Source organism: Enterobacter cloacae complex sp. P43RS, from assembly GCF_014930585.1.
In the GTDB taxonomy this organism is placed as follows: domain Bacteria; phylum Pseudomonadota; class Gammaproteobacteria; order Enterobacterales; family Enterobacteriaceae; genus Enterobacter; species Enterobacter bugandensis.
The window spans coordinates 77217-98946 of record NZ_JADBRJ010000004.1 but is presented as its reverse complement, the minus strand read 5'-3'; the positions used below and the strand labels follow the sequence as shown (position 1 = coordinate 98946).

The 21730-nt window shown below is 56.3% G+C and carries 19 protein-coding genes; 16 read left to right on the top strand and 3 right to left on the bottom strand.

Annotated features, from left to right (window positions below):
* The first annotated feature begins 9 nt into the window (after nucleotides 1-9).
* The 16 genes from IM294_RS09730 to mutT all read left to right on the top strand — a co-directional run bounded on the left by IM294_RS09730 (nucleotide 10) and on the right by mutT (nucleotide 20079).
* Entirely contained in the window at nucleotides 10-1776 is a 1767-nt protein-coding gene (locus tag IM294_RS09730; RefSeq protein WP_126817844.1) for a peptidoglycan glycosyltransferase FtsI, read from the top strand.
* A complete protein-coding gene (gene murE, locus IM294_RS09725; RefSeq protein WP_193360346.1) occupies nucleotides 1763-3250 on the top strand; it encodes a UDP-N-acetylmuramoyl-L-alanyl-D-glutamate--2,6-diaminopimelate ligase in 1488 nt (495 codons plus the stop codon). The genes IM294_RS09730 and murE overlap by 14 nt, the downstream gene beginning before the upstream one ends.
* Nucleotides 3247-4605, top strand: coding sequence for a UDP-N-acetylmuramoyl-tripeptide--D-alanyl-D-alanine ligase (murF, locus tag IM294_RS09720; protein WP_048960680.1), 1359 nt, complete (start codon nucleotides 3247-3249; stop codon nucleotides 4603-4605). Before murE ends, murF begins: the two co-directional genes overlap by 4 nt.
* Nucleotides 4599-5681: a phospho-N-acetylmuramoyl-pentapeptide-transferase gene (mraY, locus tag IM294_RS09715; RefSeq protein ID WP_008501985.1), complete on the top strand. Its 1083-nt coding sequence runs from the start codon at nucleotides 4599-4601 to the stop codon at nucleotides 5679-5681. The genes murF and mraY overlap by 7 nt, the downstream gene beginning before the upstream one ends.
* A gap of 2 nt (nucleotides 5682-5683) precedes the next feature.
* Nucleotides 5684-7000 carry a UDP-N-acetylmuramoyl-L-alanine--D-glutamate ligase gene (gene murD / locus IM294_RS09710; protein WP_028015507.1) on the top strand — a complete coding sequence of 439 codons (1317 nt, stop codon included), beginning with the start codon at nucleotides 5684-5686 and terminating at the stop codon, nucleotides 6998-7000.
* Entirely contained in the window at nucleotides 7000-8244 is a 1245-nt protein-coding gene (ftsW, locus tag IM294_RS09705; RefSeq protein ID WP_028015508.1) for a cell division protein FtsW, read from the top strand. Before murD ends, ftsW begins: the two co-directional genes overlap by 1 nt.
* Nucleotides 8241-9305, top strand: coding sequence for an undecaprenyldiphospho-muramoylpentapeptide beta-N-acetylglucosaminyltransferase (gene murG, locus IM294_RS09700; protein ID WP_126817840.1), 1065 nt, complete (start codon nucleotides 8241-8243; stop codon nucleotides 9303-9305). The genes ftsW and murG overlap by 4 nt, the downstream gene beginning before the upstream one ends.
* Before the next feature lie 56 nt (nucleotides 9306-9361).
* The gene (gene murC, locus IM294_RS09695) at nucleotides 9362-10837 is read left to right on the top strand and encodes a UDP-N-acetylmuramate--L-alanine ligase (protein WP_063943828.1); all 1476 of its coding nucleotides are present in this window, start codon (nucleotides 9362-9364) and stop codon (nucleotides 10835-10837) included.
* Nucleotides 10830-11750, top strand: coding sequence for a D-alanine--D-alanine ligase (locus IM294_RS09690; RefSeq protein ID WP_041911244.1), 921 nt, complete (start codon nucleotides 10830-10832; stop codon nucleotides 11748-11750). Before murC ends, IM294_RS09690 begins: the two co-directional genes overlap by 8 nt.
* A gap of 1 nt (nucleotide 11751) precedes the next feature.
* Nucleotides 11752-12594 (top strand): cell division protein FtsQ, encoded by an 843-nt coding sequence (gene ftsQ / locus IM294_RS09685; RefSeq protein WP_045259458.1) that lies wholly within the window; start codon nucleotides 11752-11754, stop codon nucleotides 12592-12594.
* Nucleotides 12591-13847 carry a cell division protein FtsA gene (gene ftsA, locus IM294_RS09680; protein ID WP_006173845.1) on the top strand — a complete coding sequence of 419 codons (1257 nt, stop codon included), beginning with the start codon at nucleotides 12591-12593 and terminating at the stop codon, nucleotides 13845-13847. The genes ftsQ and ftsA overlap by 4 nt, the downstream gene beginning before the upstream one ends.
* Nucleotides 13848-13910: 63 nt before the next feature.
* On the top strand, nucleotides 13911-15062 hold the full coding sequence (gene ftsZ / locus IM294_RS09675) for a cell division protein FtsZ (protein WP_008501978.1): 1152 nt from the start codon (nucleotides 13911-13913) through the stop codon (nucleotides 15060-15062).
* Between the two features lie 101 nt (nucleotides 15063-15163).
* Nucleotides 15164-16081, top strand: coding sequence for a UDP-3-O-acyl-N-acetylglucosamine deacetylase (gene lpxC, locus IM294_RS09670; RefSeq protein WP_006810110.1), 918 nt, complete (start codon nucleotides 15164-15166; stop codon nucleotides 16079-16081).
* Between the two features lie 280 nt (nucleotides 16082-16361).
* Entirely contained in the window at nucleotides 16362-16865 is a 504-nt protein-coding gene (secM, locus tag IM294_RS09665; protein WP_028015513.1) for a secA translation cis-regulator SecM, read from the top strand.
* A gap of 58 nt (nucleotides 16866-16923) precedes the next feature.
* Nucleotides 16924-19629 (top strand): preprotein translocase subunit SecA, encoded by a 2706-nt coding sequence (gene secA / locus IM294_RS09660; protein ID WP_049137746.1) that lies wholly within the window; start codon nucleotides 16924-16926, stop codon nucleotides 19627-19629.
* Between the two features lie 57 nt (nucleotides 19630-19686).
* The gene (gene mutT, locus IM294_RS09655; RefSeq protein ID WP_028015515.1) at nucleotides 19687-20079 is read left to right on the top strand and encodes an 8-oxo-dGTP diphosphatase MutT; all 393 of its coding nucleotides are present in this window, start codon (nucleotides 19687-19689) and stop codon (nucleotides 20077-20079) included.
* A 34-nt stretch (nucleotides 20080-20113) separates the two neighbouring features.
* Here the strand turns inward: mutT and yacG are convergent, their stop codons facing one another.
* The 3 genes from yacG to coaE are packed head-to-tail and all read right to left on the bottom strand — an operon-like array spanning nucleotide 20114 to nucleotide 21681.
* Nucleotides 20114-20308 carry a DNA gyrase inhibitor YacG gene (gene yacG / locus IM294_RS09650; RefSeq protein ID WP_100171060.1) on the bottom strand — a complete coding sequence of 65 codons (195 nt, stop codon included), beginning with the start codon at nucleotides 20306-20308 and terminating at the stop codon, nucleotides 20114-20116.
* A gap of 9 nt (nucleotides 20309-20317) precedes the next feature.
* On the bottom strand, nucleotides 20318-21061 hold the full coding sequence (zapD, locus tag IM294_RS09645) for a cell division protein ZapD (RefSeq protein ID WP_028015517.1): 744 nt from the start codon (nucleotides 21059-21061) through the stop codon (nucleotides 20318-20320).
* A complete protein-coding gene (gene coaE, locus IM294_RS09640; protein WP_028015518.1) occupies nucleotides 21061-21681 on the bottom strand; it encodes a dephospho-CoA kinase in 621 nt (206 codons plus the stop codon). The genes zapD and coaE overlap by 1 nt, the downstream gene beginning before the upstream one ends.
* Between the last annotated feature and the right edge of the window lie 49 nt (nucleotides 21682-21730).

Here is a 21730-nt window from a genome sequence, read left to right as displayed (position 1 = left end):
ACGCGACGCATGAAAGCAGCGGCAAAAATGCTTAAACCAAAACGTCAGGAAGAACAGGCCAACTTCATCAGTTGGCGTTTTGCGTTGCTTTGCGGCTGCATTTTACTGGCGCTGGGTTTCCTGCTGGGACGCGTGGCGTGGTTGCAAATCATCGCCCCTGACATGCTGGTACGCCAGGGAGATATGCGCTCCCTTCGCGTTCAGGAAGTGTCGACTTCTCGCGGAATGATCACTGACCGTTCAGGTCGCCCGCTGGCGGTGAGCGTGCCGGTGAAAGCGATTTGGGCCGACCCGAAAGAGCTGCACGACGCCGGTGGCATCACGCTTGATAACCGCTGGAAAGCGCTTTCAGATGCGCTCAAAATGCCGCTGGATCAGCTAGCCTCCCGCGTCAACGCGAACCCGAAAGGGCGTTTTATCTATCTGGCGCGCCAGGTTAACCCTGACATGGCGGACTACATTCGAAAACTGAAGCTGCCGGGCATTCATCTGCGCGAAGAATCCCGTCGTTACTATCCGTCCGGCGAAGTAACCGCTCACCTCATCGGCTTCACCAACGTCGACAGCCAGGGGATTGAAGGCGTTGAAAAAAGCTTCGATAAGTGGCTCACCGGCCAGCCTGGCGAGCGAATTGTGCGTAAGGACCGCTACGGGCGCGTCATTGAAGATATCTCCTCTACGGACAGCCAGGCGGCGCACAACCTGGCTCTGAGTATCGACGAGCGCCTGCAGGCGCTCGTCTACCGCGAGCTGAACAACGCCGTGGCGTTTAACAAGGCAGAATCCGGCAGCGCCGTGCTGGTGGATGTCAGCACCGGAGAAGTGCTGGCTATGGCCAACAGTCCTTCCTACAACCCGAACAACTTTACCGGCACCGCAAAAGATGCGATGCGTAACCGGGCGATTACCGACGTGTTCGAACCCGGCTCCACGGTGAAGCCGATGGTGGTGATGACGGCGCTTCAGCGCGGTATCGTCAATGAAAACACGGTCCTGAACACGATCCCTTACCGTATTAACGGCCACGAGATTAAAGACGTGGCGCGCTACAGCGAATTGACCCTGACCGGGGTGTTACAGAAGTCGAGTAACGTCGGTGTTTCAAAGCTGGCGTTAGCGATGCCGTCCTCAGCGTTAGTAGAGACTTACTCACGTTTTGGACTTGGAAAGGCGACCAATTTGGGGTTGGTCGGAGAACGCAGTGGCTTATATCCTCAAAAACAACGGTGGTCTGACATAGAGAGGGCCACCTTCTCTTTCGGCTACGGGCTAATGGTAACCCCGTTACAGTTAGCGCGAGTCTACGCAACGATTGGCAGCTACGGCGTCTATCGCCCGCTGTCCATCACCAAAGTTGATCCACCGGTTCCGGGCGAGCGTATCTTCCCGGAATCCATCGTTCGTACCGTTGTGCACATGATGGAAAGCGTGGCGCTGCCGGGCGGTGGCGGCGTGAAGGCGGCCATCAAAGGCTATCGCATCGCCATTAAAACCGGTACGGCGAAAAAGGTGGGGCCAGACGGCCGCTACATCAACAAATACATTGCCTATACCGCAGGCGTTGCGCCTGCTAGCAATCCGCGTTTTGCGCTGGTGGTCGTGATTAACGATCCACAGGCGGGTAAATACTACGGCGGCGCCGTTTCCGCGCCTGTGTTTGGCGCCATCATGGGCGGCGTGTTACGCACCATGAACGTTGAACCAGATGCGCTGGCGACGGGCGAAAAAAGTGAATTTGTAATTAATCAAGGCGAGGGTACAGGTGGCAGATCGTAATTTGCGCGACCTTCTCGCTCCGTGGGTGCCAAATGCACCGGAGCGAGCACTGCGAGAGATGGTACTGGACAGCCGCGTGGCTGCTTCTGGCGATCTTTTTGTGGCGGTGGTTGGTCATCAGGCGGACGGGCGTCGTTATATCCCGCAGGCGATTGCGCAAGGTGTGGCTGCCATTATTGCTGAGGCTAAAGACGAGGCAACCGACGGTGAGATCCGTGAAATGCACGGGGTGCCGGTTATCTATCTCAGCCAGTTGAATGAGCGTCTCTCTGCACTGGCAGGACGTTTTTATCACGAACCTTCCGACCAACTGCGTCTGGTTGGCGTGACGGGTACGAACGGAAAAACCACCACCACGCAGCTGATGGCGCAGTGGGCTCAGCTGCTGGGTGAAACCGGCGCGGTGATGGGGACCGTGGGTAACGGCCTGCTGGGCAAAGTGAGCCCGACGGAAAACACCACCGGTTCGGCGGTTGACGTACAGCACGTGCTTGCCGGTCTGGCAGGGCAGGGGGCAACCTTTGCCGCGATGGAAGTTTCTTCGCACGGCCTGGTACAGCACCGCGTCGCGGCACTGAAGTTTGCTGCTTCAGTGTTCACCAACCTTAGCCGCGATCACCTTGATTATCATGGTGATATGGAACACTACGAAGCCGCCAAATGGCTGTTGTTCTCTACTCACCATTACGGCCAGGCCATCATCAACGCCGACGACGAAGTGGGCCGCCGCTGGCTTGCGAAGCTGCCAGACGCGGTAGCGGTGTCGATGGAAGACCATATCAATCCGAACTGCCACGGCCGCTGGCTGAAGGCCGTTGACGTTAACTATCACGACAGTGGCGCGACGATCCGCTTTGCCTCTTCCTGGGGTGAAGGTGAAATTGAAAGCCGCCTGATGGGGGCGTTCAACGTCAGCAACCTGCTGCTGGCGCTGGCAACGCTGCTGGCGCTGGGTTATCCGATGGTGGAACTGCTGAAAACGTCAGCGCGTCTCCAGCCGGTTTGCGGCCGTATGGAAGTGTTTAGCGCGCCGGGCAAACCGACCGTGGTTGTCGATTATGCCCACACGCCGGATGCGCTGGAAAAAGCGCTGGAAGCGGCACGCCTGCACTGCACCGGTAAACTCTGGTGCGTCTTCGGCTGCGGTGGCGATCGCGACAAAGGTAAACGTCCCCTGATGGGCGCCATTGCGGAGCAGTTCGCGGACATTCCTGTGGTCACCGATGACAATCCGCGTACCGAAGAGCCGCGCGCCATCATCAACGACATTCTGGCGGGTATGCTGGACGCCGGTCGCGCCCGTGTGGTGGAAGGCCGCGCGGAAGCCGTGACAAACACCATCATGCAGGCAAAAGAAAATGATGTCGTTCTGCTGGCCGGTAAAGGCCATGAAGACTATCAGATTGTTGGCAATCGTCGTCTGGACTACTCCGACCGCGTAACGGCAGCGCGTCTGATGGGAGTCGTCGCATGATTAGCATCACCTTAAGCCAGGCCGCTGCGGTACTGCACGGCGAGCTGCTGGGCCAGGATCTGACCATTGACGCGGTCACCACCGACACCCGTAAAGTGACCGCGGGCTGTCTGTTTGTGGCGCTGAAAGGCGAACGTTTTGACGCGCATGATTTTGCCGGACAGGCCAAAGAAAACGGCGCTGGCGCGCTGCTGGTCAGCCGCAGGCTGGATATCGATTTGCCGCAGATTGTGGTGAGCGATACGCGTCTCGCGTTCGGTGAACTGGCCGCCTGGGTTCGTCAGCAGGTGCCTGCTCGCGTTGTCGCGCTGACCGGGTCATCGGGCAAAACGTCAGTGAAAGAGATGACGGCGGCCATCCTCAGCCAGTGCGGTAATACGCTTTATACCGCAGGCAACCTCAATAATGACATCGGCGTGCCGATGACATTACTTCGCCTGACCAAAGAGCATGAGTTTGCGGTGATCGAGTTAGGGGCAAACCACCAGGGCGAAATCGCCTGGACCGTGAGCCTGACTCGCCCGGAAGCGGCGCTGGTGAATAACCTTGCAGCAGCGCATCTGGAAGGTTTTGGCTCGCTGGAAGGCGTGGCGAAAGCGAAAGGCGAAATTTACACCGGTCTGCCTGCTGACGGCATTGCCATTCTCAATGCCGACAACAACGACTGGCTGAACTGGCAGAGCATCATTGGCTCGCGTAAAACCTGGCGCTTCTCGCCGAACGCGGCCAACAGTGACTTTACCGCGACCAATATCCATGTGACGTCGCACGGTACGGAATTCACGCTTGCTACCCCAACGGGTGACGTAGACGTGCTGTTACCGCTGCCGGGACGCCATAACATCGCCAATGCGCTGGCGGCAGCGGCCTTGTCGACGGCGGTGGGAGCGTCACACGAGGCGATTAAAACCGGGCTGGCGAATTTGAAAGCCGTGCCGGGACGCCTGTACCCGATCCCGCTTGCAGAAAACAAATTGCTGCTGGATGACTCCTACAACGCGAACGTCGGCTCAATGACGGCGGCGGTGCAGGTGCTATCTGAAATGCCGGGCTACCGCGTCATGGTGGTTGGCGACATGGCGGAGCTGGGCGATGAAAGCGAAGCCTGTCATACCCAGGTGGGTGAAGCGGCGAAAGCGGCGGGACTGGACTGCGTGCTGAGCGCAGGAAAACTGAGCCAGGCGATTAGCCATGCCAGCGGCGTTGGCGAACATTTTGCCGACAAAGCCGCGTTGATTGAGCGCCTTAAGGCATTAATTACAGAAAAACAAATTGTGACAGTGTTAGTGAAAGGTTCACGTAGTGCCGCCATGGAAGAGGTTGTGCACGCATTACAGGAGAACGGGACATGTTAGTTTGGCTGGCCGAACATTTGGTCAAATATTATTCAGGCTTTAACGTCTTTTCATATCTGACGTTTCGCGCCATCGTCAGCCTGCTGACTGCGCTGTTCATCTCGTTGTGGATGGGCCCGCGCATGATTGCCCGTCTGCAAAAACTCTCTTTCGGCCAGGTCGTACGTAACGACGGTCCGGAGTCGCACTTCAGCAAGCGCGGTACGCCGACGATGGGCGGGATCATGATCCTGACCGCGATCGTCGTTTCCGTACTGCTGTGGGCCTATCCGTCTAACCCGTACGTCTGGTGCGTGCTGACCGTACTGGTGGGCTACGGCATTATCGGGTTTGTGGATGATTACCGTAAAGTCGTCCGCAAAGACACGAAGGGCCTGATTGCCCGCTGGAAGTATTTCTGGATGTCAGTGATTGCGCTGGGCGTCGCCTTCGCGCTGTATCTTGCAGGAAAAGATACGCCAGCGACCGAGCTGGTGGTGCCGTTCTTTAAAGACGTGATGCCGCAGCTGGGGCTGTTCTACATCCTGCTGGCCTACTTTGTAATTGTTGGTACCGGTAACGCCGTTAACCTGACCGATGGCCTGGATGGTCTGGCGATTATGCCAACCGTCTTCGTGGCGGCTGGTTTTGCGCTGGTGGCGTGGGCGACCGGTAACATGAACTTTGCGAACTACCTGCACATTCCTTATCTGCGTCACGCGGGTGAGCTGGTGATCGTCTGTACGGCGATAGTCGGCGCGGGGCTGGGCTTCCTCTGGTTCAACACCTATCCGGCGCAGGTCTTTATGGGTGACGTCGGTTCTCTGGCGCTGGGCGGCGCGCTCGGCATTATCGCCGTGCTGCTGCGTCAGGAGTTCCTGCTGGTGATCATGGGCGGCGTGTTTGTGGTTGAAACCCTGTCGGTGATTTTGCAGGTCGGCTCCTTCAAGCTGCGCGGTCAGCGCATCTTCCGTATGGCGCCGATCCACCATCACTATGAACTGAAAGGCTGGCCGGAGCCGCGCGTGATTGTGCGCTTCTGGATTATTTCGCTGATGCTGGTGCTGATTGGCCTGGCAACGCTGAAGGTACGTTAATCATGGCAGATTACCAGGGCAAAAAAGTCGTTATCATCGGGTTAGGCCTCACTGGCCTCTCCTGCGTGGACTTTTTCCTTGCGCGCGGCGTGACGCCGCGTGTGATGGATACGCGTGTCTCTCCGCCGGGTCTGGACAAACTGCCGGAACAGGTTGAACGCCACCTTGGTGGTCTGAATGATGACTGGCTGCTGGCAGCCGATCTGATTGTCGCCAGCCCGGGTATGGCGCTGGCGCACCCTTCACTGAGCGCTGCTGCGGATGCGGGCGTTGAGATTGTCGGCGATATCGAGCTGTTCTGCCGCGAAGCGCAGGCGCCGGTTATCGCGATCACCGGTTCTAACGGCAAAAGCACCGTCACTACCCTGGTGGGTGAAATGGCGAAAGCGGCAGGCATGAACGTAGGGGTAGGCGGCAATATCGGTCTGCCCGCGCTGATGCTGCTGGACAAAGGCTGCGAGCTGTACGTTCTGGAACTTTCCAGCTTCCAGCTTGAAACCACCTCCAGCCTGCATGCGGCGGCGGCAACGATCCTCAACGTGACGGAAGATCATATGGATCGATATCCATTTGGTCTGCAGCAGTATCGCGCGGCCAAGCTGCGTGTTTACGAAAATGCCAAAGTTTGCGTGGTTAACGCCGACGACGCGCTGACCATGCCGGTGCGCGGCGCGGACGAGCGCTGCATCAGCTTTGGTATCACCATGGGTGATTATCATCTGAACCGCCAGCTGGGCGAAACCTGGCTGCGCGTGAAAGGTGAAAAGGTGCTGAACGTGAAGGAGATGAAGCTTTCCGGCCAGCACAACTATACCAATGCCCTGGCGGCGCTGGCACTGGCAGATGCCGTAGGGCTGCCGCGCTCTTCCAGCCTGAAAGCGTTGACCACGTTTTCCGGCCTGGCACACCGTTTCCAGCTGGCGCTGGAGCATAACGGCGTGCGCTGGATTAACGACTCCAAAGCGACCAACGTGGGAAGCACGGAGGCCGCGCTGAACGGTCTGCACGTTGACGGCACCCTGCATCTTCTGTTGGGTGGCGACGGCAAATCTGCTGATTTCTCCTCCCTGAAACAGTACCTCACCGGCGATAACATCCGCCTGTACTGCTTTGGCCGTGACGGCAGCGAGCTGGCTGAACTACGCCCGGAAGTTGCTGAGCAAACTGAAACGATGGAACAGGCGATGCGCCTGATTGCCCCGCGCGTGCAGCCTGGCGACATGGTTCTGCTCTCCCCGGCGTGCGCCAGCCTCGATCAGTTTAAGAATTTCGAACAGCGTGGCGATGTCTTTACCCGCCTTGCGAAGGAGTTAGGCTGATGCGTTTATCTCTCCCTCGCCTGAAAATGCCGCGCCTGCCAGGATTTGGAATTCTGGTGTGGTTGTTTGCGGCGCTGAAAGGCTGGGTGATGGCTTCCCGGGATAAAGATTCCGATAGCCTGATTATGTACGACCGCACCCTGTTCTGGCTGACGCTGGGGCTGGCGGCGATCGGCTTTATCATGGTGACGTCGGCCTCTATGCCCGTTGGACAGCGTCTGGCGAACGATCCCTTCCTGTTCGCCAAGCGTGACGGGCTTTACATCATACTGGCGTTCTGCCTGGCGCTGGTAACGCTTCGTCTGCCGATGGCGTTCTGGCAGCGCCACAGTACCGCGATGCTGATCGCCTCCATTATCATGCTGCTGATCGTGCTGGTTGTCGGGAGCTCCGTTAACGGGGCATCACGCTGGATCGCCTTCGGCCCGCTGCGTATTCAGCCTGCGGAGTTCACCAAGCTTTCGTTATTCTGCTACCTGGCAAACTACCTGGTGCGAAAAGTCGATGAGGTGCGTAACAACCTTCGCGGCTTCTTAAAGCCGATGGGCGTCATTCTGGTGCTGGCGATCCTGCTGCTGGCGCAGCCTGACCTCGGAACCGTAGTCGTACTGTTTGTCACCACGCTGGCTATGCTGTTCCTGGCAGGGGCCAAGCTGTGGCAGTTCATCGCCATTATCGGAATGGGAATATCAGCAGTGGTGCTGCTGATCCTCGCCGAGCCTTACCGTATCCGCCGCGTGACCTCGTTCTGGAACCCGTGGGAAGATCCGTTCGGTAGCGGTTACCAGCTGACGCAGTCGCTGATGGCGTTTGGCCGCGGTGAAGTCTGGGGGCAAGGTCTGGGCAACTCGGTACAGAAACTGGAGTATTTACCGGAGGCGCACACCGACTTCATCTTCTCCATTATTGGGGAAGAACTGGGTTATATCGGTGTGGTATTAGCGCTTTTAATGGTATTCTTCGTCGCTTTCCGCGCCATGTCGATTGGCCGAAAAGCGCTGGAGATCGATCACCGCTTCTCAGGCTTCTTAGCCTGCTCAATTGGTATCTGGTTTAGCTTCCAGGCGCTGGTTAACGTCGGGGCCGCAGCGGGTATGCTGCCGACCAAAGGTCTGACGTTGCCGCTGATCAGCTATGGTGGTTCGAGCCTGTTGATCATGTCGACGGCCATTATGTTTTTGTTACGCATAGATTATGAGACGCGTCTGGAGAAAGCCCAGGCGTTTACACGAGGTTCACGATGAATCAACCGAAGCGGTTAATGGTGATGGCAGGCGGTACCGGTGGACACGTGTTCCCGGGGCTGGCGGTTGCGCACCATTTAATGGAGCAGGGCTGGCAGGTACGCTGGCTGGGAACCGCAGACCGCATGGAAGCCGACCTGGTACCGAAGCATGGTATTGAGATCGACTTTATTCGTATTTCCGGCCTGCGAGGCAAAGGCCTCAAGGCCATGCTGCTGGCGCCGGTGCGTATTTTTAATGCCTGGCGTCAGGCGCGCACCATCATGAAGCGCTTTAAGCCCGATGTGGTGCTGGGTATGGGCGGCTATGTTTCTGGTCCCGGCGGGCTGGCCGCGTGGTCGTTAGGCATTCCCGTTGTTCTGCACGAGCAGAACGGTATTGCCGGTCTGACCAACAAGTGGCTGGCGAAAATCGCCACCAAAGTGATGCAGGCGTTTCCCGGCGCGTTTCCGAAAGCGGACGTGGTGGGTAACCCGGTGCGCGTCGACGTGCTGGCGCTGCCTCTACCGGATGCCCGCCTGGCGGGACGTGAAGGCCCGGTTCGTGTTTTGGTCGTTGGTGGTTCTCAGGGTGCGCGCATTCTGAATCAGACAATGCCGCAGGTGGCGGCAAAGCTGGGTGATGCCGTGACTATCTGGCACCAAAGCGGTAAAGGCGCTCAGCAGACCGTTGAGCAGGCGTACGCTGATGAAGGCCAGCCGCAGCATAAAGTGACGGAATTTATTGACGATATGGCCGCAGCCTATGCCTGGGCCGATGTCGTGGTCTGCCGCTCTGGCGCGCTGACGGTGAGCGAAATCGCCGCCGCCGGCTTGCCAGCGCTGTTCGTGCCGTTCCAGCACAAAGACCGACAGCAGTACTGGAACGCGCTGCCGCTTGAGAAAGCCGGCGCGGCGAAAATTTTTGAGCAGCCACACTTTACCGCCGATGCGGTCGCCACCACCCTGGCGGGCTGGAACAGAGACGTACTGCTGGAGATGGCACAGCGCGCGCGCGCTGCCGCTATCCCGGATGCGACGGAACGGGTGGCAAAAGAAGTGAGCCTGGCAGCCCAGGCTTAACCCTCGCAGCGCGTGTTGCGCTGCACGAATTTTAAGTAGTCGATGGCGTTTAGAGAATGAATACACAACAACTGGCAAAACTGCGTTCAATCGTGCCCGAGATGCGTCGCGTCCGGCACATTCACTTTGTTGGCATCGGTGGTGCCGGCATGGGCGGTATTGCCGAAGTGTTAGCTAACGAAGGTTATCAGATCAGCGGGTCTGACCTGGCGCCAAACCCTGTTACGCAGCAGCTGGCGTCGCTTGGGGCGACTATCTATTTCAACCATCGCCCGGAAAACGTGCGCGAGGCAAGCGTGGTGGTGGTATCGAGCGCCATCTCCTCTGACAATCCGGAAATTGTTGCCGCGCACGAAGCGCGCATTCCGGTGATACGCCGCGCAGAAATGCTGGCGGAACTGATGCGGTTCCGTCACGGCATTGCGATTGCCGGTACCCACGGTAAAACCACGACCACGGCGATGGTTTCCAGCATTTATGCGGAAGCGGGTCTCGATCCGACGTTTGTCAATGGCGGTCTGGTGAAAGCCGCAGGCGTCCATGCGCGTCTGGGCCACAGCCGTTATCTGATTGCGGAAGCGGATGAGAGCGACGCGTCGTTCCTGCACCTGCAACCGATGGTGGCGATTGTCACCAATATCGAAGCCGACCATATGGATACCTACCAGGGCGACTTCGAAAACTTAAAGCAGACCTTCATCAACTTCCTGCACAACCTGCCGTTTTATGGCCGCGCGGTGATGTGCGTGGACGACCCGGTGATCCGCGAGCTGCTGCCGCGCGTCGGTCGTCAAATCACCACCTACGGCTTCAGCGAAGACGCTGACGTCCGCGTGGAAGAGTACAAACAGATTGGTGCGCAGGGGCATTTCACTCTGGCGCGTCAGGACAAAGAGCTGCTGCACGTTACGCTGAATGCGCCAGGGCGCCATAACGCACTTAACGCCGCAGCGGCAGTGGCTGTTGCGACGGAAGAAGGCATTGATGATGAGGCGATCCTGCGCGCGCTGGAAAGCTTCCAGGGGACGGGGCGTCGCTTTGACTTCCTCGGCGAGTTCCCGCTGGATGCGGTGAATGGTAAGCCAGGTACCGCGATGCTGGTGGACGACTACGGCCACCATCCGACGGAAGTGGACGCGACCATCAAAGCCGCACGCGCGGGCTGGCCGGAGAAGAATCTGGTGATGATCTTCCAGCCGCACCGCTTCACGCGTACCCGCGATCTGTATGACGATTTCGCCAGCGTGCTGTCACAGGTGGATACCCTGCTGATGCTGGATGTTTACGCCGCTGGCGAAACGCCAATTCCAGGCGCAGACAGCCGTTCCCTGTGTCGTACCATCCGCGGGCGCGGTAAAGTTGACCCTATTCTGGTTTCTGACCCGGCACAGGTGGCGGAAATTCTGGCACCGGTCCTGACCGGTAACGATCTCATCCTGATTCAGGGTGCGGGAAATATCGGCAAGATCGCCCGTACCTTAGCTGAAATCAAACTGAAGCCGCAAACCCAAGAGGATGAGCATCATGGCTGATAAGATTGCAGTCCTCTCTGGCGGCAACTCCGCCGAGCGCGAGGTTTCTCTGAATTCCGGCGCTGCCGTGCTGGCGGGCCTGCGTGAAGGCGGCGTAAACGCACATATTGTCGATCCAAAAGAGGTCGACGTGACGCAATTAAAAGCGATGGGCTTCGATAAGGTCTTTATCGCGTTACATGGTCGTGGCGGTGAAGACGGAACCCTGCAAGGGCTTCTGGAGCTGATCGGCCTTCCTTACACCGGCAGCGGCGTGATGGCATCCGCCATCTCTATGGATAAACTGCGCAGTAAGTTACTCTGGCAGGGAGCGGGTTTACCCGTTGCGCCGTGGGTGGCGCTGACGCGCGGCGAATTTGAATTGGGCCTGTCGGACAGCGTTAATACACGCATTGCGGCACTGGGCTTACCGGTTATTGTAAAGCCGAGCAGGGAAGGGTCGAGCGTCGGGATGTCAAAGGTCGATAAAGCTGAAGATTTAACATCTGCTTTAGCGCTGGCATTTCAACACGATGAAGAAGTTCTGATTGAAAAATGGCTCAGCGGGCCGGAATTTACCGTCGCGATGCTTGGCGAAGAAATTTTACCGTCAATTCGCATCCAACCCGCCGGAGTCTTCTATGATTATGAGGCGAAGTATCTGTCTGATGAGACGCAATATTTCTGCCCTTGTGGTCTTGAAGCAGAGCGCGAAGCCGAATTACAGTCCCTGGTGCTTAAAGCCTGGAATGTTTTGGGCTGCAGCGGCTGGGGACGCATTGATGTGATGCAGGACAATGACGGGCAGTTTTATCTGCTGGAAGCCAATACCTCACCGGGAATGACCAGCCACAGCCTTGTGCCGATGGCGGCGCGTCAGGCGGGAATGAGCTTCTCGCAGTTAGTCGTACGTATTCTGGACCAGGCGGGCTGATATGTCTCAGGCTGCATTGAACACGCGCAACCGCGATGACGAAGAAGAATACACTTCTTCACGCCGGAGTAATGGAACGCGTCTTGCAGGGATAATTTTCCTGCTCGGGGTGCTGTGCACCGTGTTTATCAGCGGCTGGATGGTGCTGGGCTGGATGGAAGACGCACAGCGCTTGCCGCTGTCAAAGCTGGTGGTGACCGGCGAGCGTCACTACACGCGTAACGATGATATTCGCCAGTCTATTCTGGCGCTGGGATCGCCCGGCACCTTTATGACGCAGGACGTCAATATTATCCAGAGCCAGATTGAACGTCTGCCCTGGATAAAACAGGCGAGTGTCAGAAAACAATGGCCTGATGAATTGAAGATTCATCTGGTTGAATATGTGCCCATTGCGCGTTGGAATGATCAGCACATGGTTGACGTAGATGGAAATTCCTTCAGCGTCCCGAGCGATCGTGTCAACAAGCAAAATTTACCGATGTTGTATGGCCCTGAAGGCAGCGAAAACGAAGTATTGCAGGGTTTTCGTGAAATGGGGCAGGTGCTGGCGAAGGACAGGTTTACGTTAAAAGATGCTGCGATGACGGCGCGCCGCTCCTGGCAGCTGACGTTGACGAACGGCATTAAGCTCAACCTGGGACGCGGCGACACAATGAAACGTCTTGCGCGTTTTGTAGAACTTTACCCGGTTTTACAACAGCAGGCGCAGGCGGACGGCAAACGGATAAGCTACGTTGATTTGCGCTATGACTCAGGCGCAGCAGTCGGTTGGGAGCCGGCTCCGGTCGAGGAACCTAATCAGCAACAGAATCAGGCACAGGTACAGGCAGAACAACAATGATCAAGGCGACGGACAGAAAACTGGTAGTTGGACTGGAGATTGGCACCGCGAAGGTTGCCGCTTTAGTAGGGGAAGTTCTGCCCGACGGTATGGTCAATATCATTGGCGTGGGCAGTTGCCCGTCCCGTGGTATGGATAAAGGTGGGGTAAACGACCTTGAGTCGGTGGTGAAATGCGTACAGCGCGCCATCGACCAGGCTGAATTAATGGCAGATTGCCAGATTTCTTCTGTCTATCTGGCCCTTTCTGGCAAGCACATTAGCTGCCAGAACGAAATCGGTATGGTGCCGATTTCTGAAGAAGAAGTGACGCAGGAAGACGTTGAAAACGTTGTGCATACGGCGAAGTCCGTGCGCGTTCGCGATGAGCATCGCGTGCTGCACGTGATCCCGCAGGAATATGCGATTGACTACCAGGAAGGGATCAAGAACCCGGTTGGTCTGTCTGGCGTGCGTATGCAGGCAAAAGTGCACCTGATCACATGTCACAACGATATGGCGAAGAACATCGTAAAAGCCGTTGAACGTTGTGGCCTGAAAGTTGACCAACTTATTTTCGCCGGTCTGGCGGCAAGTTATTCCGTGCTGACCGAAGACGAACGTGAACTGGGTGTCTGTGTGGTGGATATCGGTGGTGGTACAATGGACATGGCCGTGTATACCGGCGGTGCGCTGCGCCACACCAAAGTGATCCCTTATGCAGGGAACGTTGTGACCAGCGATATTGCTTACGCTTTTGGTACGCCACCGAGCGATGCAGAAGCGATTAAAGTACGCCACGGCTGTGCGCTGGGGTCTATCGTTGGTAAAGATGAGAGCGTTGAGGTGCCGAGCGTGGGCGGCCGTCCGCCGCGTAGCCTGCAGCGCCAGACGTTGGCAGAGGTAATTGAGCCGCGCTATACCGAGCTGCTCAACCTGGTCAACGAAGAGATTTTACAGCTTCAGGAACAGCTTCGTCAGCAGGGGGTTAAGCATCATCTTGCGGCGGGGATTGTATTAACCGGCGGTGCAGCGCAAATTGAAGGTCTTGCGGCCTGCGCTCAGCGCGTGTTCCATACGCAGGTGCGTATTGGTGCGCCGCTGAATATTACCGGTTTAACGGATTATGCTCAGGAGCCGTACTATTCAACGGCTGTGGGCCTGCTCCACTACGGGAAGGAATCTCATCTCAGTGGTGAAGCGGAAGTGGAAAAACGCGTCTCAGTGGGGTCGTGGGTCAAACGACTGAACAACTGGCTGCGAAAAGAGTTTTAATTTTTTAAAGAGACCGGAGAGAATTAGCGGTCTCGGGCGACAGGCACAACGGAGAGAGAAATTATGTTTGAACCTATGGAACTGACCAACGACGCGGTGATTAAAGTCATCGGCGTCGGTGGCGGCGGCGGTAACGCCGTAGAGCATATGGTGCGTGAACGCATTGAAGGTGTTGAATTCTTCGCAGTTAACACCGATGCGCAGGCACTGCGTAAAACGGCAGTTGGCCAGACTATCCAGATCGGCGGTGGCATCACCAAAGGGCTGGGGGCTGGGGCTAACCCGGAAGTCGGTCGCAACGCGGCTGAAGAAGATCGTGAAGCCCTGCGTGCTGCACTGGAAGGTGCGGACATGGTCTTCATCGCAGCAGGCATGGGCGGCGGTACCGGTACCGGTGCAGCACCTGTTGTCGCTGAAGTAGCTAAAGATTTAGGTATCCTGACCGTTGCTGTCGTGACCAAGCCTTTCAACTTCGAAGGCAAAAAGCGTATGGCCTTCGCGGAACAGGGTATCACCGAGCTGTCCAAGCATGTGGACTCGCTGATCACCATCCCGAACGACAAGCTGCTGAAAGTTCTGGGTCGTGGTATCTCCCTGCTTGACGCCTTCGGCGCAGCAAACGACGTGCTGAAAGGCGCGGTCCAGGGTATCGCAGAACTGATTACCCGTCCTGGCCTGATGAACGTTGACTTTGCAGACGTTCGCACCGTGATGTCCGAAATGGGCTACGCGATGATGGGCTCTGGCGTGGCGAGCGGCGAAGACCGTGCGGAAGAAGCGGCTGAAATGGCTATATCTTCTCCACTGCTGGAAGATATCGATCTGTCCGGTGCGCGCGGCGTGCTGGTCAACATTACCGCTGGCTTTGACCTGCGTCTGGATGAGTTCGAAACCGTGGGTAATACCATCCGCGCGTTCGCCTCTGACAACGCGACCGTGGTAATCGGTACTTCCCTTGACCCGGAAATGAACGACGAGCTGCGTGTTACCGTTGTTGCGACCGGTATCGGTATGGACAAGCGTCCTGAGATCACCCTCGTGACCAACAAGCAGACTCAGCAACCGGTAATGGATCGTTACCAGCAGCACGGTATGTCTCCTCTGACTCAGGAGCAAAAACCGGCCGCGAAAGTAGTGAACGACCCAACGCCGCAAACGGCAAAAGAGCCAGATTATCTGGACATCCCGGCGTTCCTGCGTAAGCAAGCTGACTAAGAATTGGCTGGAATTTGGGGATTTGCGCTCTTTGTGCTAAACTGGCCCACCGTTAGTGATATACACTCTCGGTTGGATAGTTAATTTGGCGAGATTATACGATGATCAAACAAAGGACACTTAAACGTATCGTTCAGGCGACGGGTGTCGGTTTACATACCGGCAAGAAAGTCACACTGACGTTACGCCCTGCGCCGGCCAATACCGGGGTCATCTATCGTCGCACCGACTTGAATCCACCGGTAGATTTTCCGGCCGATGCCAAATCTGTGCGTGATACAATGCTCTGTACTTGTCTGGTGAACGAGCATGACGTGCGGATTTCTACCGTAGAGCACCTGAACGCCGCCCTGGCGGGTCTGGGTATCGACAACATTATTGTTGAAGTCGATGCGCCAGAAATCCCGATTATGGATGGTAGTGCTGCGCCGTTCGTTTATCTGTTGCTGGATGCCGGCATCGAAGAACTGAACTGTGCGAAGAAATTTGTTCGCATCAAAGAGACCGTTCGCGTCGAAGATGGCGACAAGTGGGCTGAATTCAAACCGTACAATGGTTTCTCGTTGGACTTTACCATCGACTTTAACCATCCGGCGATTGACTCCAGCACCCAGCGCTACGCGATGAACTTCTCTGCTGATGCGTTTATGCGCCAGATCAGCCGCGCACGTACGTTTGGCTTCATGCGTGATATCGAATATCTGCAGTCCCGCGGCCTGTGCCTGGGCGGCAGCTTCGATTGTGCCATCGTTGTTGACGATTATCGCGTACTGAACGAAGACGGCCTGCGTTTTGAAGATGAATTTGTTCGTCACAAAATGCTGGATGCGATCGGCGACCTGTTCATGTGTGGTCACAACATCATTGGTGCATTTACCGCGTTCAAATCCGGTCATGCACTGAACAACAAATTGTTGCAGGCCGTCCTGGCAAAACAGGAAGCCTGGGAATATGTGACCTTTGAAGACGAAGCGGAACTGCCGCTGGCGTTCAAAGCACCGACTATGGTCCTGGCGTAACGGTTAACGCCGTTTCGTAAGAAAAGCGACTGGTTCACCTGGTACTCTCTCCGACCAGGGAAGCCAGTCGTTTTTATTTCTGCCCTTCTTTGATTTGCCCCTCTACTCCCTGGCCATTGTCGGGTGCCGAATAACGGTGTGTTCGCTGCATTATTGACCGTTTTTACCTGCTGCAAGGTGTCATTCCTGCTGCTGCGTATTGGCTTTAGTGGTAATATCTGGGCGCTAAAAAAGAATAATTGAACTCAGCCTGCACTGGCGGGCGAATGTGGTGGAGCAAGTGAGCGGAATACTGACGCGCTGGCGACAATTTGGCAGACGTTACTTCTGGCCGCATCTCTTATTAGGGATGGTCGCGGCGAGTTTCGGCTTGCCTGCGCTCAGTAACAGTGCGGAAGCGGCGACGCCAGCACGTTCCACGACAACTAAACACGATCTCTCGACGCGGGTTAACTTTACTAATCTCGCGTGGCTTGAAGCCAGCCGTCGTCCTAATTTCTCCGTTGATTACTGGCAGCAGCACGCCATCCGCACGGTTATTCGTCATCTGTCGTTCGCGATGGCGCCGCAGACGATGCCTGTTGCTGAAGAGTCGCTGCCGGTTCAGGCTCAGCACCTTGCCCTGCTCGATACGCTTAATGCGCTTCTGACGCAGGATAACCAGCCGCCCGTGACTGTGAGTCAGACGGCGCAAACCTGGTTTGTTCCTCCTGTATCATTCTCCGTTTCGACATGGATTAGCCAGGTTCACGGCATCCGTGCCGGGCCTCAACGCCTCAGCTAAATTAACCTTTTTCAATACCTTAATTTATCTGCCCGTCTGGGGCGTTTGAGAATTTATTATGCTAATCAAATTATTAACCAAAGTTTTTGGTAGTCGTAACGATCGTACCCTGCGCCGTATGCGCAAAGCTGTAAACATCATCAACGGTATGGAACCGGCGATGGAGAAGCTCTCTGATGATGAGCTGAAGGCGAAAACCGCGGAGTTCCGCGCACGCCTGGAAAAAGGCGAAACCTTAGAGAGCCTGATCCCGGAAGCTTTCGCCGTTGTGCGTGAAGCGAGTAAACGTGTGTTCGGTATGCGTCACTTCGACGTTCAATTGCTGGGCGGTATGGTGCTTAACGAACGCTGCATCGCGGAAATGCGTACCGGTGAAGGTAAAACCCTGACCGCAACGCTGCCGGCTTACCTGAATGCACTGACCGGTAAGGGCGTTCACGTCGTTACCGTCAACGACTATCTGGCCCAGCGTGATGCCGAAAACAACCGTCCGCTGTTCGAATTCCTTGGCATGACCGTCGGCATCAACATGTCCGGACTGCCGGCACCCGCCAAGCGCGAAGCCTACAACGCGGACATCACCTACGGCACCAACAACGAATACGGCTTCGACTACCTGCGCGACAACATGGCGTTCAGCCCGGAAGAGCGCGTCCAGCGTAAGCTGCACTATGCGCTGGTGGATGAGGTTGACTCCATTCTGATCGATGAAGCGCGTACCCCGCTGATCATCTCCGGCCCGGCCGAAGACAGCTCTGACATGTACCGTAAAGTCGACAAAATCATTCCACACCTGCTGCGTCAGGAGAAAGAAGACTCCGATACCTTCCAGGGTGAAGGCCACTTCTCCGTAGATGAAAAAGCGCGCCAGGTGAACCTGACCGAACGCGGTCTGGTGAAAATCGAAGAGCTGCTGGTGGCTGAAGGCATTATGGAAGAAGGTGAGTCTCTGTACTCTCCGAGCAACATTATGCTGATGCATCACGTAACCGCCGCGCTGCGTGCCCACGCGTTGTTCACCCGCGACGTTGATTACATCGTGAAAGACGGTGAAGTCATCATTGTCGATGAACACACCGGCCGTACCATGCAGGGTCGTCGCTGGTCCGATGGCCTGCACCAGGCGGTGGAAGCGAAAGAAGGCGTGGACATTCAAAACGAAAACCAGACGCTGGCCTCAATCACCTTCCAGAACTACTTCCGTCTGTATGAGAAGCTGGCGGGGATGACCGGTACCGCAGATACCGAAGCGTTTGAATTCAGCTCCATCTACAAGCTGGATACCGTGGTTGTGCCAACCAACCGTCCGATGATCCGTAAGGATATGCCGGACCTGGTGTACATGACCGAAGCGGAAAAAATTCAGGCGATCATCGAAGATATTCGCGACCGTACTGCCAATGGTCAGCCGGTTCTGGTGGGGACCATCTCCATCGAGAAATCCGAGGTGGTTTCCAATGAGCTGACCAAAGCAGGCATCAAGCACAACGTTCTGAACGCCAAGTTCCACGCTAAAGAAGCGGACATTGTTGCTCAGGCGGGCTATCCGGGAGCCGTGACCATCGCCACCAACATGGCGGGTCGTGGTACCGATATTATGCTCGGCGGTAGCTGGCAGGCTGAAGTCGCTGAGCTGGAAAACCCAACGCCAGAGCAGATCGAGCAGATCAAAGCCGACTGGCAGGTGCGTCACGACGCGGTGCTGGCATCCGGTGGTCTGCACATCATCGGTACCGAGCGTCACGAATCTCGTCGTATCGACAACCAGCTGCGTGGCCGTGCGGGCCGTCAGGGTGATGCCGGTTCTTCCCGCTTCTACCTGTCTATGGAAGATGCGCTGATGCGTATTTTCGCCTCCGACCGCGTGTCCGGCATGATGCGTAAGCTGGGCATGAAGCCTGGTGAAGCCATTGAGCACCCATGGGTGACTAAAGCGATCGCTAACGCCCAGCGTAAAGTGGAAAGCCGCAACTTCGATATTCGTAAGCAGCTGCTGGAATATGATGACGTGGCCAACGATCAGCGTCGCGCGATCTACACCCAGCGTAACGAACTGCTGGACGTGTCCGACGTGAGCGAAACCATCAACAGCATCCGCGAAGATGTGTTCAAAGCCACCATCGACGCGCATATTCCACCGCAGTCTCTGGAAGAGATGTGGGACGTTGAAGGCCTGCAGGAACGTCTGAAAAACGACTTCGATCTCGATCTGCCAATCAAAGAGTGGCTGGATAAAGAGCCTGAGCTGCATGAAGAGACCCTGCGCGAACGTATCTTTGAAACCGCGCTGGAGGTTTATAAGCGTAAGGAAGAAGTGGTTGGCGCTGAGATGATGCGTCACTTCGAAAAAGGCGTGATGCTGCAGACGCTGGACTCCCTGTGGAAAGAGCACCTGGCGGCGATGGACTACCTGCGTCAGGGTATCCACCTGCGCGGCTATGCGCAGAAAGATCCGAAGCAGGAGTACAAGCGTGAATCCTTCTCCATGTTTGCCTCTATGCTGGAGTCACTGAAGTACGAAGTGATCAGCACCCTGAGCAAGGTTCAGGTGCGCATGCCGGAAGAAGTGGAAGCGATGGAGCAGCAGCGTCGTGAAGAAGCTGAGCGTCTGGCGCAGATGCAGCAGCTGAGCCACCAGACAGACGAAAGCGAAGCCGCAGCAGCGATCGCCGCGCAGACCGGCGATCGTAAAGTCGGTCGTAACGATCCGTGCCCGTGTGGTTCCGGTAAAAAATACAAGGCGTGCCACGGCCGCCTGAGCTAAGAACATAACTAACTGAAAAGGCGCAGATATCTGCGCCTTTTTTATGGAAGTGACGCTATGAAAATACTGCAAATTGCCGTCGGGATTATTCGCAACCCGCAAAACCAAATCTTCATCACCCAGCGCGCTGCTGACGCCCATATGGCGAACAAGTGGGAGTTTCCTGGCGGGAAAATCGAATCAGGAGAAACGCCGGAAGAGGCGCTGGTGCGTGAGCTGCAGGAAGAGGTGGGGATTACCCCGCTTGGCGCCACGCTGTTCGATAAGCTGGAGTATCAGTTTCCCGACAGGCACATCACGCTGTGGTTCTGGCTGGTGGAAAGCTGGGAAGGTGAACCCTGGGGAAAAGAGGGACAGCCGGGTAACTGGGTGGAACTTCAGGTCAGTGATGCCGACAAATTCCCGCCAGCCAATGAGCCTGTGATCCGCCGCTTAGCGACAAACATGTAGGCCTGCCGAACGAATCGCCAGCAGGCTTTGAACGTTACTGCTGGCTTTCGCTCCAGTCATCGCTATCCGAGAGGTCGCCTTCGCTCGGAATACGTTTCTCTTCAGCCGCCCATTCGCCCAGATCAATGAGCTGACAGCGCTTGCAGCAGAACGGGCGAAACGGACTCACTTCTCCCCAGACGACAGTTTTCCCACAGGTTGGGCAGGTTACGGTGGTGACGTCAGACATTGGCACTCCTTAACAACAGGCCAGTTCAAAATCGAGGCGTTCCGGCACGGTGCCATTTTCACTGTCCAGCGGCATAAAGCGGATCGCGAAACGGCTTTTATGCCCGGAAATTTGTGGATAAAGCTGCTCGCCAAGAGACAAATTTAGACGCAGAAGATCGGCGTCGTCGCCGTTGTCCTGATAAAAACCGTTGAGACTGGTTTGCTTGCGGAACGGGGCAGAGTTACGCACAAGATCAAGGATCAGCGATAGCGTCTGATTCATCGGCTCCAGGCTACCCAGCCAGCTGTTTACCTGGCGATCGCGCTGTTCCTGCGGCATATGCAGCCACATATGCAGCGTTGGCAGATCAAAGCTACAGCAACCGCCCGGTATGCTCAGGCGCTGGCGCACCAGCGCTATCAAACGGTCTTCTCGTAAATATTGCCCAACGCGCGGCGCGGCCATCAGCGTCGTGCTGCTGTTTTTCAACTGCTGGCGTAAGGCGTCAATTCGACTTTGATCCACGCCCGGTACTTCGGCCCAGGCCTGTAATTTACGCTGCTGGCGCTCCAGCTCTTTCAACAGCTCCGTGCGGACATCGCCACGTTCAATCACATCCAGCAGATCGCCTACGTTGCGAAAGAAGTGCAACGCCGTGGCATGATCGTTAACAGGCAGATGTTGTGAAAGCTGTTGGATGAGAAATTCAATGCGCAGCCAGGTACGCATTTTTTCATTGAGCGGGTGCTCAAAAAGGATGTGAGTCGACATTATGGTTTTTCCTGTGCAACGGCCTGCGCGGCGAAGGTTAGATACTGCTCGTGCAGGCGGGCAACATCCGATGCAATGGCATCTGGTGCGCCGTTATTATCAATAACATCATCCGCAACGGCAAGGCGCTGAGCGCGAGTGGCCTGAGCGGCAAGAATTTGTTCAGCATGTTCGCGCGAGACGTGGTCGCGCGTCATGGTTCGCTGGATTTGCGTCTCGGGTGTGACATCAATCACCAATACCCGATTGGCTTTCTTATGCAGCTGATTTTCTACCAGGAGCGGAACCACCCACAGGACATAGGGCGAGCGGGCTGCGGCTATCTGACGCTGAGTTTCCTGGTGGATAATGGGGTGGAGCAGGGCATTAAGCCAGGCTTTTTCCGCAGAATCGGAAAAAATATATTCGCGAAGCTGACGGCGGTTCAGTGTGCCATCGGCATTGATGATTGCCTGACCGAAATGGTCGGCGATGGCCTTTAGCGCGGGTGTATTGGGCTCTACCACCTGACGGGCAATAATATCAGCATCAATAATCGCGATGCCGAGACGAGAAAACGCGTCCGCAACGGTACTTTTGCCACTACCGATGCCGCCGGTTACTGCGACGATATACCCCATTAAATCAAATCCTGGGAATTATTCATTATGGAAATCAGTTGCTTAAAAA

What these genes read in the sequence shown, in the direction of transcription:
- IM294_RS09730 (WP_126817844.1), top strand. Translation starts at nt 10, where the DNA reads ATGAAAGCAGCGGCAAAAATGCTTAAACCAAAACGTCAGGAAGAACAG.
- murF (WP_048960680.1), top strand. Translation starts at nt 3,247, where the DNA reads ATGATTAGCATCACCTTAAGCCAGGCCGCTGCGGTACTGCACGGCGAG.
- mraY (WP_008501985.1), top strand. Translation starts at nt 4,599, where the DNA reads ATGTTAGTTTGGCTGGCCGAACATTTGGTCAAATATTATTCAGGCTTT.
- murD (WP_028015507.1), top strand. Translation starts at nt 5,684, where the DNA reads ATGGCAGATTACCAGGGCAAAAAAGTCGTTATCATCGGGTTAGGCCTC.
- ftsW (WP_028015508.1), top strand. Translation starts at nt 7,000, where the DNA reads ATGCGTTTATCTCTCCCTCGCCTGAAAATGCCGCGCCTGCCAGGATTT.
- murG (WP_126817840.1), top strand. Translation starts at nt 8,241, where the DNA reads ATGAATCAACCGAAGCGGTTAATGGTGATGGCAGGCGGTACCGGTGGA.
- murC (WP_063943828.1), top strand. Translation starts at nt 9,362, where the DNA reads ATGAATACACAACAACTGGCAAAACTGCGTTCAATCGTGCCCGAGATG.
- IM294_RS09690 (WP_041911244.1), top strand. Translation starts at nt 10,830, where the DNA reads ATGGCTGATAAGATTGCAGTCCTCTCTGGCGGCAACTCCGCCGAGCGC.
- ftsQ (WP_045259458.1), top strand. Translation starts at nt 11,752, where the DNA reads ATGTCTCAGGCTGCATTGAACACGCGCAACCGCGATGACGAAGAAGAA.
- ftsA (WP_006173845.1), top strand. Translation starts at nt 12,591, where the DNA reads ATGATCAAGGCGACGGACAGAAAACTGGTAGTTGGACTGGAGATTGGC.
- ftsZ (WP_008501978.1), top strand. Translation starts at nt 13,911, where the DNA reads ATGTTTGAACCTATGGAACTGACCAACGACGCGGTGATTAAAGTCATC.
- lpxC (WP_006810110.1), top strand. Translation starts at nt 15,164, where the DNA reads ATGATCAAACAAAGGACACTTAAACGTATCGTTCAGGCGACGGGTGTC.
- secA (WP_049137746.1), top strand. Translation starts at nt 16,924, where the DNA reads ATGCTAATCAAATTATTAACCAAAGTTTTTGGTAGTCGTAACGATCGT.
- mutT (WP_028015515.1), top strand. Translation starts at nt 19,687, where the DNA reads ATGAAAATACTGCAAATTGCCGTCGGGATTATTCGCAACCCGCAAAAC.
- yacG (WP_100171060.1), bottom strand. Translation starts at nt 20,308, where the DNA reads ATGTCTGACGTCACCACCGTAACCTGCCCAACCTGTGGGAAAACTGTC.
- zapD (WP_028015517.1), bottom strand. Translation starts at nt 21,061, where the DNA reads ATGTCGACTCACATCCTTTTTGAGCACCCGCTCAATGAAAAAATGCGT.
- coaE (WP_028015518.1), bottom strand. Translation starts at nt 21,681, where the DNA reads ATGGGGTATATCGTCGCAGTAACCGGCGGCATCGGTAGTGGCAAAAGT.